At 64.3% G+C, this 16,399-nt stretch carries 16 protein-coding genes; 3 read left to right on the forward strand and 13 right to left on the reverse strand.

Features of this window, described 5'->3' with window-relative positions:
* Positions 1 to 24: 24 nt before the first annotated feature.
* Positions 25 to 1,275 carry an NAD(P)/FAD-dependent oxidoreductase gene (locus tag NKH71_RS07730; RefSeq protein WP_352494144.1) on the reverse strand — a complete coding sequence of 417 codons (1,251 nt, stop codon included), beginning with the start codon at positions 1,273 to 1,275 and terminating at the stop codon, positions 25 to 27.
* A gap of 48 nt (positions 1,276 to 1,323) precedes the next feature.
* Positions 1,324 to 2,217, reverse strand: a complete 894-nt coding sequence (locus NKH71_RS07735) for a dihydrodipicolinate synthase family protein (protein ID WP_352494143.1) — start codon at positions 2,215 to 2,217, stop codon at positions 1,324 to 1,326.
* Between the two features lie 103 nt (positions 2,218 to 2,320).
* Here NKH71_RS07735 and NKH71_RS07740 point away from each other — a divergent pair, with 103 nt between their 5' ends.
* Positions 2,321 to 2,974, forward strand: a complete 654-nt coding sequence (locus NKH71_RS07740; RefSeq protein WP_023719664.1) for a GntR family transcriptional regulator — start codon at positions 2,321 to 2,323, stop codon at positions 2,972 to 2,974.
* 14 nt (positions 2,975 to 2,988) lie between these two features.
* Here the strand turns inward: NKH71_RS07740 and NKH71_RS07745 are convergent, their stop codons facing one another.
* The 3 genes from NKH71_RS07745 to NKH71_RS07755 form a co-directional block, all read right to left on the reverse strand.
* Positions 2,989 to 3,303, reverse strand: coding sequence for a hypothetical protein (locus NKH71_RS07745; RefSeq protein ID WP_023719665.1), 315 nt, complete (start codon positions 3,301 to 3,303; stop codon positions 2,989 to 2,991).
* Positions 3,304 to 3,608: 305 nt separating this feature from the next.
* The gene (locus NKH71_RS07750) at positions 3,609 to 3,908 is read right to left on the reverse strand and encodes a hypothetical protein (protein ID WP_023719666.1); all 300 of its coding nucleotides are present in this window, start codon (positions 3,906 to 3,908) and stop codon (positions 3,609 to 3,611) included.
* 307 nt (positions 3,909 to 4,215) lie between these two features.
* Positions 4,216 to 5,712, reverse strand: coding sequence for a CoA-acylating methylmalonate-semialdehyde dehydrogenase (locus NKH71_RS07755; protein ID WP_352588226.1), 1,497 nt, complete (start codon positions 5,710 to 5,712; stop codon positions 4,216 to 4,218).
* Between the two features lie 375 nt (positions 5,713 to 6,087).
* On the opposite strand from NKH71_RS07755, the gene NKH71_RS07760 reads away from it, so the two are divergent.
* Entirely contained in the window at positions 6,088 to 6,969 is an 882-nt protein-coding gene (locus tag NKH71_RS07760; protein WP_352480948.1) for a LysR family transcriptional regulator, read from the forward strand.
* Between the two features lie 38 nt (positions 6,970 to 7,007).
* Here the strand turns inward: NKH71_RS07760 and NKH71_RS07765 are convergent, their stop codons facing one another.
* From NKH71_RS07765 to rsfS, 8 genes are all read right to left on the reverse strand, one after another.
* Positions 7,008 to 8,264, reverse strand: coding sequence for a D-amino acid dehydrogenase (locus tag NKH71_RS07765; RefSeq protein WP_352494141.1), 1,257 nt, complete (start codon positions 8,262 to 8,264; stop codon positions 7,008 to 7,010).
* A gap of 138 nt (positions 8,265 to 8,402) precedes the next feature.
* On the reverse strand, positions 8,403 to 9,572 hold the full coding sequence (alr, locus tag NKH71_RS07770; protein WP_352787932.1) for an alanine racemase: 1,170 nt from the start codon (positions 9,570 to 9,572) through the stop codon (positions 8,403 to 8,405).
* 29 nt (positions 9,573 to 9,601) lie between these two features.
* A complete protein-coding gene (locus NKH71_RS07775) occupies positions 9,602 to 10,123 on the reverse strand; it encodes an RNA pyrophosphohydrolase (protein ID WP_352480951.1) in 522 nt (173 codons plus the stop codon).
* Position 10,124: 1 nt separating this feature from the next.
* A complete protein-coding gene (locus NKH71_RS07780) occupies positions 10,125 to 11,336 on the reverse strand; it encodes a divergent polysaccharide deacetylase family protein (protein WP_352494139.1) in 1,212 nt (403 codons plus the stop codon).
* A 198-nt stretch (positions 11,337 to 11,534) separates the two neighbouring features.
* Complete coding sequence (locus NKH71_RS07785) at positions 11,535 to 12,860, reverse strand: S41 family peptidase (RefSeq protein ID WP_352494138.1); 1,326 nt, start codon at positions 12,858 to 12,860, stop codon at positions 11,535 to 11,537.
* The gene (locus tag NKH71_RS07790; protein WP_352815013.1) at positions 12,861 to 14,204 is read right to left on the reverse strand and encodes a murein hydrolase activator EnvC family protein; all 1,344 of its coding nucleotides are present in this window, start codon (positions 14,202 to 14,204) and stop codon (positions 12,861 to 12,863) included.
* Between the two features lie 151 nt (positions 14,205 to 14,355).
* Entirely contained in the window at positions 14,356 to 14,838 is a 483-nt protein-coding gene (gene rlmH / locus NKH71_RS07795; RefSeq protein WP_023719675.1) for a 23S rRNA (pseudouridine(1915)-N(3))-methyltransferase RlmH, read from the reverse strand.
* A gap of 61 nt (positions 14,839 to 14,899) precedes the next feature.
* Positions 14,900 to 15,277 (reverse strand): ribosome silencing factor, encoded by a 378-nt coding sequence (rsfS, locus tag NKH71_RS07800; RefSeq protein WP_352815011.1) that lies wholly within the window; start codon positions 15,275 to 15,277, stop codon positions 14,900 to 14,902.
* A 240-nt stretch (positions 15,278 to 15,517) separates the two neighbouring features.
* Between rsfS and NKH71_RS07805 the strand changes: the two genes are divergently transcribed.
* Positions 15,518 to 16,375 carry a mechanosensitive ion channel family protein gene (locus NKH71_RS07805; RefSeq protein ID WP_023719676.1) on the forward strand — a complete coding sequence of 286 codons (858 nt, stop codon included), beginning with the start codon at positions 15,518 to 15,520 and terminating at the stop codon, positions 16,373 to 16,375.
* Positions 16,376 to 16,399 lie beyond the last annotated feature (24 nt).

The raw sequence follows: 16,399 nt of genomic DNA on the forward strand, positions 1-16,399 counted from the left end.
GCTCCCAACTGAATGTCTTCGATCTCAAAACCGTTGCGGACTGAACGGACCGAGATCGAGCGATGGACCCTGCCCGAGAACGAGCTCACGGATCAAGCGTCCGGTCGCCGCGGCCTGGGTCAGGCCGAGATGACCATGGCCGAAGCCATACACCACCGACGGCGTTTTTTGCGACCGCCCGATCACCGACAACGAATCCGGCAGCGACGGCCGGAACCCCATCCATTCGCGGCCATTGGCCGGATCCAGCCCTGGCAGGAATTTTTGCGCCTTTTCGAGCAGTGCTTTCGAGCGCGCATAATTGGGCGGCCTTTCGAGGCCGCCGAGCTCGACCGCGCCACCGACGCGAAGGCCGGTCTCGAGCGGCGTGATGACAAAGCCATGCCCGGAGAAGATCAATTGCCGCTTTACGTCGAACGCAGTCTTCGGCAGCGTCGTGTTGTAGCCACGCTCGGTCTCCAGCGGGATGCCGTCGCCGAGATGTCTTGCCAGCAGATGCGACCAGGCCCCGGCAGCGATGACGACATGCTTTGCCCGACGCGTCGTACCGTCGGCCATGGTCAGGATCGCGTCGCCCTGTCCCGCCTCGATACGCTCGATCCGGGCCTTTTCGAACCCCGCGCCCAACCTCTCGGCATAGGCCCATAAGGCCTTTCCAAGCAGCTTGGGGTCGGCGACGGTCTTCCACCCCGGCACGAACGTGCCCCTGGCGAAGCGCGGCGACAGGCCGGGCTGCAAGGCGGCGAGAGCGCTGCCTTCGACATGGTTGAAGCCGATGCCGAAGCGCTGCCTTGCCGCCCAGCCGGGCAGCGACGCCTTGAACTCGGCCTCGCTTTCGTAGAGTTCGAGCGAGCCGTCCTCGTGCAGCATCGGCCGTGTGCCGGAACGGTCGAGCAAGCCCATCCATTCCGCCTCGGCGAGCTTCATCATCCCAGCCTGCGCGGCAAGGCCGGCTTCATAGCGGTCGCTTCGGCCGGCCCGCCAGAAGCGGACCAGCCAGGGCAACAGCTTCGGCAGATAGGCGGGCGGAATGCTGAGCGGGCCTAGCGGGTCGGCGAGCCATTTCGGCAACTGCCTGATCATGCCCTTGTGAGCCAGCGGCAGCACATCGGAGAACGCCAAGGCAGCGGCATTGCCGGAGCTGGTTTCCTCGCAGATCCCCGTCCGATCGAAAATCGTGACGTTTCGCCCCGCCTCGGCCAGAAAGCCGGCGGCGCAGATGCCGATAATGCCGCCACCAATGATGGCAACATCGAGCGTAGCATTATCATTCATTGCCATGCGCCGCGCTGCACATCTGCAAATACCCTCGAAGGGACTGGATCAGAATGCCGGCAGCTCTGGCCGCACCGCCAGCGCGTCCCTGACGGTCTTTTCGACAGCCTTGCGCCGCTCGCCCGCCAACGGCTGACGCGGCATGCGCACCCGGTCATTGGTATCGATGGCGAAGACCTCCGCGAGCTTGATGTTCTGCACCAGATAGGTCGAGACGTCGAGGTCGAGCAGCGGCCGGAACCAGCGGTAGATTTTCAACGCCTCCTCGCGGCGGCCCTGTCTCATCAATTGATAGATGGCGACTGTCTCGCGCGGGAACGCGGTGACCAGGCCCGCCACCCAGCCAATGGCGCCGACCGACAGCGCCTCGAAGGCAAGATTGTCGACGCCGGTGAACAGGTCATAGCGGTCGCCGAGGCGGTTGATGATCTCGGTCGAGCGGCGGATGTCGTCGGAGGACTCCTTGATGGCAACGAAGCGCTGGTCCTTCGCCAGTTCCTCCATCTGGTCGACAGTGACGTCGACGCGGTAGGCAAGCCGGTTGGAATAGATCATCACCGGCAGGTCGCCGGCCGCGGCGACGGCGCTGAGTGCCGCGACCGTCTCCTCGGTATTGGTATGGTAGATCGGGCTCGGCACCACCATCAAACCGTTGGCGCCTTCTTTTGCGGCGCGGCGCGCGATCGTCGCCGCCTCGCGTGTGCCGGCTTCGTTGACCGTCAACAGCACCGGTTTGTTGCCGGCGATCTTCTGCGCGGTCTTCAGCACCTCGATCTTTTCGTCATGCGACAGCATCGGTCCTTCGCCAAGCGAGCCACAGACGATGATGCCGTCGCAGCCGGCCTCCATCTGCAGCGCAAAGCAGCGCTCCATCTCGGCATGGTCGAGGCGATCATCCTCGGTGAATTTGGTCGTAACGGCGGGGAAAACTCCGGCCCACATGTCGGTCGCTCCATCTGATATATCAGTCGTATATTTCTTAAGACGCCGGCTGTCAACGTTGAATCTGATATGATATATCAAAAATATATCAGGAGACGCCGCATTGGTATATGACAACCCAGGCTCCGAGCCGGCGACTGCGAAGGCCTACCGCAGGCTCGAGCATATGATCGTGACGCTCGAATTGGCGCCCGCGAGCTTCATCACCGAGGGGGCGCTGATCGACAGGCTCGGCCTCGGCCGCACCCCGGTGCGCGAAGCGATCCAGCGGCTGGCCTGGGAGGGGCTGCTCGAGGTCCGGCCGCGTGCCGGCATTGCCATTGCCCCGCTTCACCCTGGCGACTGGCTGCGCGTCCTCGACGCCCGCCGCGGCGTCGAGGTCGTGCTTGCCCGCTCGGCCGCCCGCTTCGTCACCCGCGAGGCCGCCGACCTGTTTCATGACGCAGCGCTGGCCATGCAAAAGGCCGTGATTTCGGAAAATGTTCTTTGCTTCATCCAAGCCGACAAGGCGCTTGATGAGGCGCTGGCGCTGGCTGCAGACAACCCGTTCGCGGCGCGCCTGGCGGCGCCCTTGCAAACCCACAGCCGCCGCTTCTGGTTCCGCTACAAGGCCGATACCGGCTTGGCCGAATCCGCCGAGCACCATGTCGCATTGATCCGCTCGATCCTCGCCGGCGACGAAGAGGCCGCGGCCAAGGACGCCAAGCGGCTGATGGCGTTGCTGCGCGGCCACGCTGAGGCAGCTGCTACGCGCTGACGCCGCCCGCTCCCTCATGAGTTTTGGCCGGGCAGGGCGTCCACGCTTTCCCAATTTTCGCCGGCTGCGACAATGCAGCTTCTGCCGGCGACGTCGGTCACGATGACCGTCCAGCTTCCGCTATCGGCGACAAAAACTTCCATGACCGCCTCCTGACCGATCAGTCCGAGAGCAAACTGTCTTTCCTGGAAATTCTCGGCCAGGTGGGCGACGAGGTCGCCATGTTCAACGCAGTATTGATATTGGGCGCTTGCGGCATTCGTACCCACCGCGAATAAGCCAGCAAAAGCTACGGTCTTCACCCATCCTAACAGCGATTTGCGTGCCATAGGGCACCTCCTTTGCCATCACGATCCGGCAAAGGGAGGTGATTGACGGCCTCATTTTGCCGGAGCGATCCAGGCCGGTTCCGACGTCATCATCGCGTCGCTCCTTTCCGTGTTCCGGTCTGCCGCCAGCGGGAACGATTCTGGATGTTCTCGCTATGTTCCATATATGGTATCGCTAACGAAAAATAGCAAGCCGTGCGCGCCTCAAGTGGGCGCGGGGAGATCCGTTTCAAGGTCGCCGAGAACAGGGCCGCAGCCCGGCTGTCGTGCCGAGGCTGCGGCCAGGTGAATAGGAAAGGCCTACTTCAGGTACCGGGCAGCGCCGCTATCGTCATCGCGCTCTCCCAGCCTTCGCCGACTGAAATCACGCAGCTTTGACCTTTTGTATCGCTGGCGAGGATGGTCCAGGTGCCCTTGTCGGAAACGAAGACTTCAAGCACCACATTCGGATTGACGACGCCAACCGCGCTCGGGTTTTCATGAAACTTCTCGCCGAGCGCCTTGACCATATCGGCGCGTGCCGCGCATTGCTCGGCAGCCATTGCCGGGATGGCGGAAAGCGCCGCCGTTGCCGCGCAAGCTATGATCGCCATGAGACGTGTCATCTGACATCTCCTTTGCGCCGGACGATATCCCCCGGAGCCGTCACCAGCGCCGTTGGTTGATCTGCCAGCTCCTCCTTCGCGGCAGGACTGCAACCTAAGAGGATTGCTGCCTTCTTGGTTCCATCACATTCGTGTTCATGCCGATGAAGACGGCGACAAAAAAGGCACGGGCTCCAAGCCCGGGCCTTTTCTTGCTTTCTGCGATTTGGATCAGTTCATCGTCGGGATGACGAACTCGGCGCCGTCCTTCACACCGGCCCGCGCGCCCGCAGCCGAAGCGAGGACGCGCAGACAGGAAACCGTCCGGCTAATTCATCGTCGGGATGACGAACTCGGCGCCGTCCTTCACGCCGGACGGCCAGCGCGACGTCACAGTCTTGGTCTTGGTGTAGAAGCGGAACGCGTCCGGCCCGTGCTGGTTGAGGTCGCCGAACGAGGACGCCTTCCAGCCGCCAAACGTATAGTAGGCGATCGGCACCGGGATCGGCACGTTGATGCCGACCATGCCGACCTGGACTCGTGAGGCGAAGTCCCGCGCCGCATCGCCGTCGCGGGTGAAGATGGCGACGCCATTGCCCATCTCGTGCTCGTTGGCAAGCTTGATGGCGTTTTCGTAAGTCGGCGCGCGCACCACCGACAGCACCGGCCCAAAGATCTCTTCCTTGTAAATGCGCATGTCGGCAGTCACGTTGTCGAACAGGCAGCCGCCCATATAGTAGCCGTTCTCGTAGCCCTGCATGGAAAAGCCGCGGCCATCGACCACCAGCTTGGCGCCTTCCTTGACGCCGGTGTCGACATAGGATTTGACCCGCTCCAGCGCCTGCGCCGTGACCAGAGGGCCGAAATCGGCGGAAGAATCCGTCGACGGACCGACCTTCAGGCTCTCGACGCGCGGCACCAGTTTTTCCATTAGCCGGTTGGCGGTGTCGTTGCCGACCGGGACGGCCACCGAGATCGCCATGCAGCGCTCGCCGGCCGAGCCGTAGCCGGCGCCGATCAGCGCGTCGACGGTCTGGTCCATGTCGGCATCGGGCATGATGATCATGTGGTTCTTGGCGCCGCCGAAGCACTGCACGCGCTTGCCGGCCGCGCAGCCGCGCGAATAGATGTACTGGGCGATCGGTGTCGAGCCGACGAAACCGATAGCCTTGATGTCGGGATCGTCGAGGATGGCGTCGACCACTTCCTTGTCGCCGTTGACGACATTGAGGATGCCCGCCGGCAGGCCGGCCTCGATGAACAGTTCGGCAATCCGCATCGGCACGCCCGGATCGCGCTCCGACGGCTTGAGGATGTAGGCATTGCCGCAGGCGATGGCCGGCGCGATCTTCCATAACGGGATCATCGCTGGAAAATTGAACGGCGTGATGCCGGCGACGACGCCGAGCGGCTGGCGCATCGAATAGACGTCGATGCCGGGGCCGGCGCCATCGGTGAACTCGCCCTTCATCATATGCGGCGCACCGATGCAGACCTCGACCACTTCGAGGCCACGCTGGATGTCGCCCTTGGCGTCGGCGATGGTCTTGCCGTGTTCGCGCGCCAACATCTCGGCCAGCGCGTCATACTCCTTGGCGACCAGCTCGAGGAACCGCATCAGGACGCGTACGCGCCGCTGAGGATTGGTCGCCGCCCAGCCGGGCTGTGCCGCCTTGGCGTTTTCGACCGCTGCGCGCAATTCCGCCTGCGAAGCCAACGCCACCGTGCCACGCACCGTGCCGTCCATCGGCTGCATGACGTCCTGCTTGCGGCCGCTGGTCCCGGCGACACGCTTGCCGCCAATGAAATGACCGTATTCGATCATGGTTTCTCTCCTTGGTTCGTGATGAGGCATTGTCCGCCTTTGCGGGAGCGATGGCAACGCGAGTGAAAACGCAACCGTTGTGCAGAAAATAGATAGCGGCGCGCGATTGTGCATCAAATGGCGCAAATGGTAGGGAGTGTACTCCTATCGCTTGGATTGCTGAGTTGAGTTTCTTCACACCCCCCTCTGTCCTGCCGGACATCTCCCCCGCAAGGGGGGAGATTGGCGACTTCGGCCTTACCGCCCTTTTTGCGACGTTGGAGATTGGCGAAAGCCGACCGGACATCCGATCTCCCCCCTTGCGGGGGAGATGGCCGGCAGGCCAGAGGGGGGTGGGCGGGAACACGGCGCTCTCTATCGAAACGGACCATCCCCATGAACTGGGATGACGTTCGCATCTTCCTTGCCGTGGCGCGCGCCGGCCAGATCCTCGGCGCCGCCAGGCGGTTGGAGCTCAATCACGCGACCGTCTCGCGCCGCATTGCCGCCCTCGAGGATGCATTCAGGACAAAACTGTTTCGCCGGCTTACCACCGGCAGCGAGCTGACGCCGGCAGGCGAACGTTTCCTCGAAATCGCCGAACGCATGGAGGGCGACATGATCGCCGCGCGCTCGACCGTTTCAGGCGAAGGCGACGACGTTTCGGGCACCGTGCGCATCGGCGCGCCGGACGGTTTTGGCGTCGCCTTCCTGGCCAGGCGCCTCGGCGCGCTGACCGCTCTGCACCGCGAGCTCACCATCCAGCTGGTGCCGGTACCGCGCTCCTTCTCTTTGTCCCGGCGCGAGGCCGACATTGCCATCACCGTCGAACGGCCGACGGAAGGCCGGCTGGTGGCGGGAAAGCTGGTCGACTACACGCTCGGCCTGTTCGCGTCGCGGGCCTACGCCGACACGCATGGCCTGCCCGGAAGCGCCGCCGAGCTGGGCCAGCACACGCTGATCGGCTACGTGCCGGACCTGATCGTCAGTCCCTCGCTCGACTACGCGGCCGAATTCAGCGCCGACTGGCGCACCAGCTTCGCCATTTCCTCGGCGCTCGGCCAGGCCGAAGCGGTGCGTTCCGGCGCCGGCATCGGCATACTGCACACCTTCGTTGCCCACTCGATGCCGGAGTTGGTGCCTCTCGATATCGTCGCACCCATCCGCCGCGCCTACTGGCTGGTCTATCATGAATCGGTCAGGCCGCTGCGCCGCGTTCAGATCGTCGCGAGCTTCATCACCAAGGCCGTCGAACGGGATCGGGGATTGTTCGCGTGAGATCTATCGGCCGCTGGCTGTCTTAGCTGCTGGGGGTCTTACTTGGCATATCGTCCCGGCCCGAGATCGCCGACGTCGATGTCTGGCACCCGGCTGGAGATGATGTCGGCCAGAACCTTGGCCGAGCCGCAGGCCATGGTCCAGCCGAGCGTGCCGTGGCCGGTGTTGAGATAGAGATTGGAGAAATCGGTGCGCCCGATCAGCGGCGGCCCGTCCGGCGTCATCGGCCGCAGCCCGCACCAGAAGGTGGCCGACCGCATGTCGCCGCCGCCGGCGAAAAGGTCGCCGACCGAATGTTCGAGCGTGCGGCGCCGCGATTCGTGCAGCCGCATGTCGAAGCCGGAGATTTCCGCCGTGCCGCCGACCCGGATACGGTCGCCGAGGCGGGTGATCGCCACCTTGTAGCTCTCGTCCATCACCGTCGAGACCGGCGCGGCGGCGGCGTCCTTGATCGGCAGGGTGATCGAATAGCCCTTGACAGGGTAGACCGGGATGGGCCGCTTCAGCATGCGCATGAACCGCGCCGAATAGCTGCCCATCGCCATCACATAGGCGTCAGCGACCATCCAGCCCTTGCTGGTGCTGATGTTGGTGATGCGATCGCGCTTCTTGACGACGCGCCGTATCTCCGTGTCGTATTCGAAGGTGACGCCGCGTGCCGCGCAAAGCTCCGCAAGCCTGTCGGTGAACATCTTGCAGTCGCCGGTTTCGTCGCCGGGCAACCGCAGGCCACCGACGAATTTCTCGCGCACGCCAGCCAGCGCGGGCTCGGCAGCAATGCAGCCGTCGGGGTCGAGGACCTCATAAGGGACGCCATAGGTCTTCAGCACCTCGACGTCGCCGCCGACGCCATCGAGCTGCTTTTGCGTTCGGAAAAGCTGCAGCGTACCCTTGGCGCGCTCGTCATAGGCGATGCCGGTCGCCTCGCGCAGCGCCTTCAGCGTGTCGCGGCTGTATTCGGCCAGCGGCACCATGCGCGCCTTGTTCAGCGCGTAGCGTTCAGCCGTGCAATTGCGCAGCATCTTGACCAGCCATATCCACATATGCGGATCGAGCGCCGGCCGCACCACCAGCGGACCATGCTTCATCAACAGCCATTTGACGGCCTTCAGCGGAACGCCGGGCCCGGCCCAGGGCGAGGCATAGCCGGGCGAGATCTCGCCGGCATTGGCAAAGCTGGTTTCCAGCGCCGGGCCTTTCTGGCGGTCGATCACCGTCACCTGATGGCCGGCCTCGGCAAGAAAATAGGCGGTGGTGACCCCGATCACACCGCCGCCCAGCACGAAGATCTTCATCGCTTAGTTCTCCGCAACGGCGTCTCGTCAGGGTTCGGGTCCGGGATCATCGCCGCCTTCTGTCTGCCGGATTCTGCGGCGTCCGCCAAGTGCCGATGCTGAGGGAAACGACATGCGTGAGGACAACAAGCTTGCGTCCTAGCCATTCACATAGCGCCGGTGGAAGCGGTGGCCGAGGCTGGTCAAGACCTCATAGCCGATGGTGCCGGCCTGGCCGGCTACCTGGTCCACGGTCTGCGACGACGGCCCGATCAGTTCGACGAGGTCGCCGGCCTTCAGCTTGCCGGGCGGCAATGCGGAAATGTCGAGGATGATCGAATCCATCGAAACCCGGCCGATGAAGGGCAGCCGCACATTTTCGAACCAGGCAGCGGAAGCGGCGCGTCGATGCCAGCCATCGCCGTAGCCGAGCGAAATCGTCGCCGCGGCAAGCGGGGCCTTGGTGTGGAAAGTGTGGCCGTAGCCGACACCGGCGCCGGCCTCCAGCATCCGCGTCTGGATGACCTTGGCTTGCAATTGCACCACCGGCAGCATCGGGTTGTCCTTCGCCGGCGTCGGATTGATGCCATAGAGAGCGGCACCCGGACGAACGAGGTCGTAGTGATAGCGCTGCCCGAGAAAAATGCCTGATGAATTGGCAAGTGACGCCGGCGCTCCCGGCAGCATCCGGCGCAGCCGTTCGAATTCCAGCCGTTGCTGCTCGTTGGCCGGTTGCTCGGGTTCGTCGGCGCAGGCGAGATGGCTCATCACGAAGGTCAGTTCGACACCATCGAAAGCCTGCGGATCCTGCGCGATGGCTTTCACCTCCTCGGGCGCCATGCCGAGCCGCGACATGCCGCTGTCGACCTGGACGGCGGCAGGCAATTTATGGCCCACCCGCCCGGCCATCTCGCGCCATGCCGCAAGTTGGCTGGCGCTGTTGACGACAGTGCAAAGCCCCGCCGCAACCGCTTCCCGTTCCGCACCTGGCGGAATGCCGTTCAGCACGTAGATGGCCGGGTCTGAGCCGAGCGCCTTGCGCAGCAAGACGCCGCCGGCCAAATGCGCGACGAAGAAAATATCACAGCCTTCAGCCATCAGCGCCGCCGCCACCGGCGCCGCGCCAATCCCGTAACCGTCGGCCTTGACCACTCCGGCACAGCTGACGCCGCCCAGACGCGCCTTCAGCCGCCGGTAATTCTCACGGACGGCGCCAAGATCGACGGTCAGGATCGCCCCCGCCGCCGCTTCGCTGATCGGCTCACTCGGGGCGCCGGCCTGCGGTAGAGAGACGGTCTGCGGAAGGGATTTGCTGGAGATGTCGGTCATGCCGACCTGTTTTAGCGGAAGGCCGGCGGCTACGCCACCAGGTGCCGGAACGCTGCCACCACGTCTTCGTAGACCTTGCGCTTGAACGGCACGATCAGACCGGGCAGTTCCAGCATCGGCCGCCACGCCCACCGGTCGAACTCGGCCTTGTGGCCACCCGGCGGCGGATTGATTTCGATCTCGCTTTCGTCACCGTGGAAGCGGAAGGCAAACCATTTCTGCGTTTGGCCGCGATATCGTCCCTTGAAGGCGACGCCGACCAGATGGGCCGGCAGGTCGTATTTGATCCAGTGCGGCGCCTCGGCCAGCAGCGACACCGAGCGCATGCCGGTCTCTTCGTAAAGCTCGCGCTCCGCCGCGGGCAGCGGCTCCTCGCCATCGTCTATGCCGCCCTGTGGCATCTGCCAGAGCTGCGTGGTTCCAGCGAATTCGCTGTCCGGCTCGGCAATGCGATGGCCGACCCAGACCATGCCATCGCCATTGAGGACCATCACCCCTACGCAGGGCCGGTAGGGCAGTGTCTCGGCGTCAACGAGCTTGTTCTTTGCCATGTCAGCCTTTTTCCGGATCTATGGCCACCGCCGAAATCGGCACGATCTCGATGCCGCGCTTCTTGGCCTCGGTCACCCAGGACGACACGGTATCGACTGTCAGGTCGAAGGCCGAGCCGATGCCGACGGCAAAGCCTTTCGCCCGTGCCGTCGCTTCCAGCCCATCCAGTTTCTTCAATATGGCGCCGCGGTCCTGCACCGCGTCGATCGCCGTATCGCCGCCGACGAACGGCACGCCGTCCTTCAGCGCCAATTCGGATGCCAGGCTGCGCGCCGACGAACCGTCGTCGACATAGGCCAGACCACGCTTGCCAAGCTCGGCCATCAACGGCCCCATCGCCGTCGCGTCGGCCGAAAAGCGGGCGCCCATATAGTTCATGACGCCGGTGTAGTTGGTCGTTCGCGACAGCGCCCAGCGTAAATTCTTCAAATTCTCGTCCGGCGCCGCTGCCACGGTCAGCGTGTTACGGCCGGGGTTGACGTTCGGATAGTCGAACGGCTCGAGCGGCACCTGCATGATGACCTCATGGCCGCCTTGCCGCGCCACCTGCATCCAGCGGCCGATGCTGTTGCCTTGCGGCGCGAAGGCCAGCGTCACTTCCGCCGGCAGCTTGGCGATGGCTGCCTGCGTGCCGGTCTGCGACACGGCAAGCCCGCCGATGACGAGCGCCACGCGTGCACCGCGTGCGCCGGACCACGGCCGCGCATAGACATCGAACGGGCGCCGGCCGTCGGCGGCGCGGATCGGCAGCGGACCGGTCTCGCTGGCCTCGATCAGCGCCTTGTCGGGAATGTGCGCGATCCTGAGGTTCTGGCCGATCGTCGAAGGGTCGCGGATGACAATGGCCGCCTTGGGCGGACCGTCGCCCTCTTCGGTCTGGACATGGATGATCTGCGGACCGCCCATCTTCCCGCTTGTCGTTTGTTCGCCCGTCTTCTGTTCGCTTGCGTTGCTTGGCGCTTCCGTTGCGGGCGTCGCCTTGGCCGGCGCCGCGGCGGGATCCGCCGCTGCCGGCATCTTCGGCGTCGAAACGGCGACTTCTTGCGGCTTGCGGAACGGCTTGTCGCGCAAGGCGATCGCGCCGGAAACGCCGACCACGGCCAGCACGACGAGCGCGGCCGCGACTGCACCGGCGCTGATCCTGCTGCCTGGGCGCGGCGCCCGGATCGCCTGTCCGAGAGGTCGTTCTATGTCCTTGCCGATATCAGCCAAGCCCGCACCCCCGGCGCGCATCTCCGAAGTGAAACCTCCGGAGGCGCAAATCCAAAATGTCGGCGCGTCCCCTCGCTTCACTGGACGCGCAGCATGCCGGCCGCGGCCCCGAATCAAACTGCCGGAGCCTCGCGGCCCCGGCAGCATCGCATCGCTTCGCTCAGGCAGCCAGACCTGTTTGGCCCGGCTTGCCTGCCCTTATTGGTTCAACACGGCCTTCTGCGGATTCGGTGGGAACGCCGGATCGGTCTTCTGGCCGCGCAGCAGCTGCTCGGCATAGATGAGCTGCAAATCGTCCTTCGGTTCCGGCGGCACATAGGCTGCCGAGCCCGAACCGGTCGTGCCTTCGTCGGCGCCCTTGATATGGCCCTTGAGGTCCGATTCGCCGCGCGTCAGGTCCCTGCCCTGCAGTTCCGCCGGCAGCGGCTGGTCGACCTTGATATCGGGCGTGATGCCCTTGCCCTGGATCGACTTGCCGGACGGTGTGTAATAGAGCGCCGTCGTCAACCGCAGCGCCCCGTTCTCGCCAAGCGGAATGATGGTCTGCACCGAACCCTTGCCGAAGGACTGCGTGCCGACCACCGTGGCGCGGCGCAGATCCTGCAGCGCGCCGGCGACGATTTCCGAGGCACTGGCCGAGCCGCCATTGACGAGCACGATCAGCGGCTTGCCGCCGACGTCGTCGCCGGCCCGCGCGTCGAAGCGGGTGACGTCCTTCGGATCGCGGCCGCGCGTCGAGACGATCTCGCCACGGTCGAGGAAGGCATCCGACACACTCACCGCCTGGTCGAGCAAACCGCCCGGATTGAGGCGCAGGTCGAGCACATAGCCCTTGAGCTTGTCGTTCGGCACCTGCTTCTTGATGGTGTCGATGGCATTCTCGAGGTCGTCATAGGTCTTTTCGGTAAAGGAGGTGATCTTCATGTAGCCGATGTCGTTTTCGACCCGGAACTTCACCGCCTTGACCTTGATGATGTCGCGCACGACCGTCAGTTCGATCGGCTTGTCGGCGCCCTGGCGCAGGATGGTGAGCTTGATCGGTGTGTTGACCAGCCCGCGCATCTTCTCGACGGCGTCGTTGAGCGTCAGGCCGCGAACCTCCTCGCCATCGATCTTGGCGATATAGTCGCCGGCGAGCACGCCTGCCTTGGCGGCCGGCGTATCGTCGATCGGCGTGATCACCTTGACCAGGTCGTTCTCCATGGTGACCTCGATGCCGAGGCCGCCGAACTCGCCCTTGGTCTGCACGCGCATGTCCTGCGCTTCTTCGGCATTCATGTAGGAGGAGTGCGGGTCGAGCGAGGACAGCATGCCGTTAATGGCATTTTCAACCAGCGATTTGTCGTCGGGCGGCGTCACATAATTCGCCCGCACCCGTTCGAAGATATCGCCGAAGATCGCCAGTTGCTTATAGGTCTCGGAGCCCGCAGCCTTCGCCGTCGAGCCGGGCGCGCCATAGACCAGGCTCATCGCCGATGCACCCATCAGCGCACCGGCAAACAGAAGCGACAGTTTCCGCATCATTCACGTCCTTCCAGAAAAACGGTCCGCCCACCATGGGGCCGGATCGACGGGTTTTCCATCCTTGCGGAACTCGACATAGAGCTCCGGCGTGGCATTTCCATTCTTCGATGCCGAGGTGCTCGCCACCCGGGCCTCTCCCATCGCGCCGACCGGCTCACCTGCGAGCACCGACTGGCCAGACGCGACGCTGATTCTGCTCATCCCCGCTAGGACGACATGATAGCCGTCACCCGCATTCAGGATCAAGAGTTGACCGTAAGAGCGGAAAGGCCCCGCATAAAGCACGTTTCCATCCGCCGGCGCTGTGACGATGGCTCCCGATTGTGTCGCAACCATGTCACCGAGCATCACCGCGCCGTTACCGTCGTTGGCCCCGAAGCGCCGCTTGATCCTGCCGGTGACCGGCAGCGCGATCTGCCCTTGAAGCGCGGAAAACGGCGCAGCAGCGGTGAGCCTGTTGCTCTCTGGCACCGGCAGCGAGGCCAGTTCCGTTGGCGCCGGGGCCGATGCCGGGCCCTTGTCGGCGTCCACCGTCTTTTGCTCGGCTGCCTTGGCCGCATCCGCCGCCTTGCGGGCCCTGTCGGCCTCGAGCGATGCGATCAGCTCTTTCAGGCTGCCGGCCTTGGCCGCCAGCGTCGCGGACCGTTGCTTTTCGGCGGCCAGCGCGGTTTGCGTATCGGCGGCGAGCTTCTGCTTGGCTTCGAGCAGCATGCCGAGCCGCTTTTTTTCCGCCGCCTGCTCGCCGACCGCTGCCGTCAGCCGCGCTCGCTCGGCCTCGATCGAGGCCGTCACCCGCGACTGCTCTTTGAGATCGGCCAGCAACATGTCGGTCTGCTGGCGCAGTTCCGGCACCACGGCACCGAGCAGGATGGCGCTGCGCACCGACGACAATGCGTCCTCCGGCTTGACCAGGATCGCCGGCGGCGGATTGAGCCCCATGCGCTGCAGCGCGCCGAGCACTTCGGCCAGAACGTCACGTCTGGCGGCCAGTGAGGCGCGTATCTTCTGCTCCTGCGCCTTCAGCCCTTCCAGCTTGCCGCCAATGTCCTCGATGTCCTGGCCGAGCTTCTGCTCGGTCATCGCCGACTGGATCAGTGCCGCGGTGATCGAGGCATGGTCCTTCTTGACCGCCGCTATGTCGGCGGCGAGCTTGGCCAGCCGCTCGGACGACAGCGTGATCTCTTTCGATACCTTTTCGTATTCGGCGCGGCTCTGGTCCGGGTCCGGCGCCAGGTCGAGCGTGTTCTCAGCCCGCGCGATCCCGAGCGAAACCGCGATCACCGCCGCTGCGATGCCGTAGCGCACGCGCCAGGAGCCCGTTCGTGATTTCCAGTCTTCAGACATTGAAGCCCAACTCTATGCGCGGCTTCGTTAACGAACCATCAACCATGTTCGAGCCCGGCCGCCATCCGCAAACCCCTATGAGCCCAAACTGTCGATGAGCATTGGGGCAGAAATCCGGGCGGCTGGCGTCAATTCGCTGATCGAACCGGCTTCATGAACGATGGTAGGGGTGGCCGGAAAGGATCGTGGCCGCCCTGTAAAGCTGCTCGCCCAGCATGACGCGGACCAGCTGATGCGGCCAGGTCAGCGCGCCGAGCGACACCGTCAGATCAGCCAAGTCACGCAGCGACTGGTCATGGCCGTCGGCGCCGCCAATGGCGATCACCAGCGCCTTGCGCCCGCCATCGCGCAGCAAGCTTATGCGGCCGGCGAAATCCTCGGAGGAAAGGTTCTTGCCGCGCTCATCCAGCAGCATCAGCGCCGTGCCCGGTTGCAAGTGCGTCTGCAGCTTCTGGCCTTCCTCGCGCCGGCGCTCATTGGCCGTCTGCGCGCGGCCTTCGGCAATCTCGGCGATCCCGGCGAATTCGAGGCCTACGGCAGGGCCGCTCTTGGCGAAACGCTCGAAATAGCGGTCGGCCAACTGCTTCTCGGGGCCGGCTTTCATTCGGCCCACGGCATGAACGGTAATCTTCATCCCTGCCTCGGAGAGCCGCTGATGCGTGTCGCACAACGACATGCATCAAGACGAATACGGCTCAGTGGAGGGTCTCTTCCTCAAGATCCGGCGCCTGCCACATCTTTTCGAGATTGTAGAAGTCGCGGACCTCGGGACGGAAGACATGGACGATGATGTCGCCCGAATCGATCAGGACCCAGTCGGCGCCAGCCAGCCCCTCGACGCGCGCCGTGCCGAGCCCGGCATCCTTGAGCGCCTTGAGGAGATGATCGGCGACAGCCGAGACATGACGGTGCGATCGGCCCGACGCGACGACCATGTAGTCGCCGAGGCTCGATTTCCCCTGAATGTCGATTGAGACGATGTTTTCAGCCTTGGAGTCTTCCAGACTGGCAAGGACTGTCTTGATGGCGCGGGACACGGCGTCGCTTACGCTGATCCCGGCCGGCGAAGGCACGATGTCGGCCTTCTTCCGCAGTGCTGTTCTCAGTGTATTTCCTTTCGCAGCAAGAACAACCAAATCACCTTTCAAATCAGGTGACACTGCTTAGATAGGCAGAGTTAGGTTGCAGTTTCAAGACACCGCTCGCAAGCAGAGGCCCGGTAACGGCCGAATATGCGGCTTTTCCGGGCCAGAAATTCGGAACCGCCTCGCCCCGCAGCGGTTATCGGCTCATCCACGAACCGGAATCCCGACATGCCGATCGATCCTCAGAACGCCCTCCTCACCGTGCAATCCGGCCTGGCGCAACTCAGCACGCTGATCGTCTCCTACTCGCTTTCGGCGGTCGGCGCCGTCATCCTGCTGGTCATCGGCTACATCGTCGCCGGCCTCGCCGAGCGTTCGATCTATGCCGGCCTCGGCCACGTTCACGGCTTCGACGAAACGCTCCGCCATTTCTTCTCGCAGGTCGTCCGCTACGCCATCCTCGGGCTTGTCGTGATCATGGTTCTCGGCCAGTTCGGCGTGCAGACGGCTTCGATCATTGCCGCCATCGGTGCCGCCGGCCTGGCCATCGGTCTGGCGCTGCAAGGCACGCTGCAGAACATTGCCGCTGGCATCATGCTGCTGGCGCTGCGGCCGTTCCGCATCGGCGAATATGTCGAGGTCGGCGCCATATCCGGTACCGTCGAGGAGATCGGGCTGTTTGCAACAACGCTGAGGACGGTCGAAGGTGTCTACGTGCTTGCACCTAACTCGACCCTGTGGAACCAGCCGGTCCGCAATTTCACCCGCAATGGTGTGCGCCGCGGCGACATCACGCTCAGCATCGGCTCGTGGAACGACATCGATTTCGCGCAAAAGACCATGCTCGGTGTCGCCGCCGCCGACCGGCGCGTCAGGCGGCAGCCGGCGCCGATCGCCTTTGTCGCGACTGTCGGGGACAGCACCGTCGCCATCACCTTGCGCTACTGGACGGCGGCTGCCGATTTCTTCGCCGCCCAGATCGACCTCACCAAGAGTGTCAAGCAGGCGTTCGATGCCGAAGGCCTTTCAATTCCGGCGCCGGCGCCGCAAGCGCCGCAGCCGGAGGCCTCAGCCACGCAGCAATAGAGCATTTGAAGCCAGCCCGCAGAT

This window comes from Mesorhizobium sp. M0983 (genome assembly GCF_040318975.1).
In the GTDB taxonomy this organism is placed as follows: Bacteria; Pseudomonadota; Alphaproteobacteria; order Rhizobiales; family Rhizobiaceae; genus Mesorhizobium.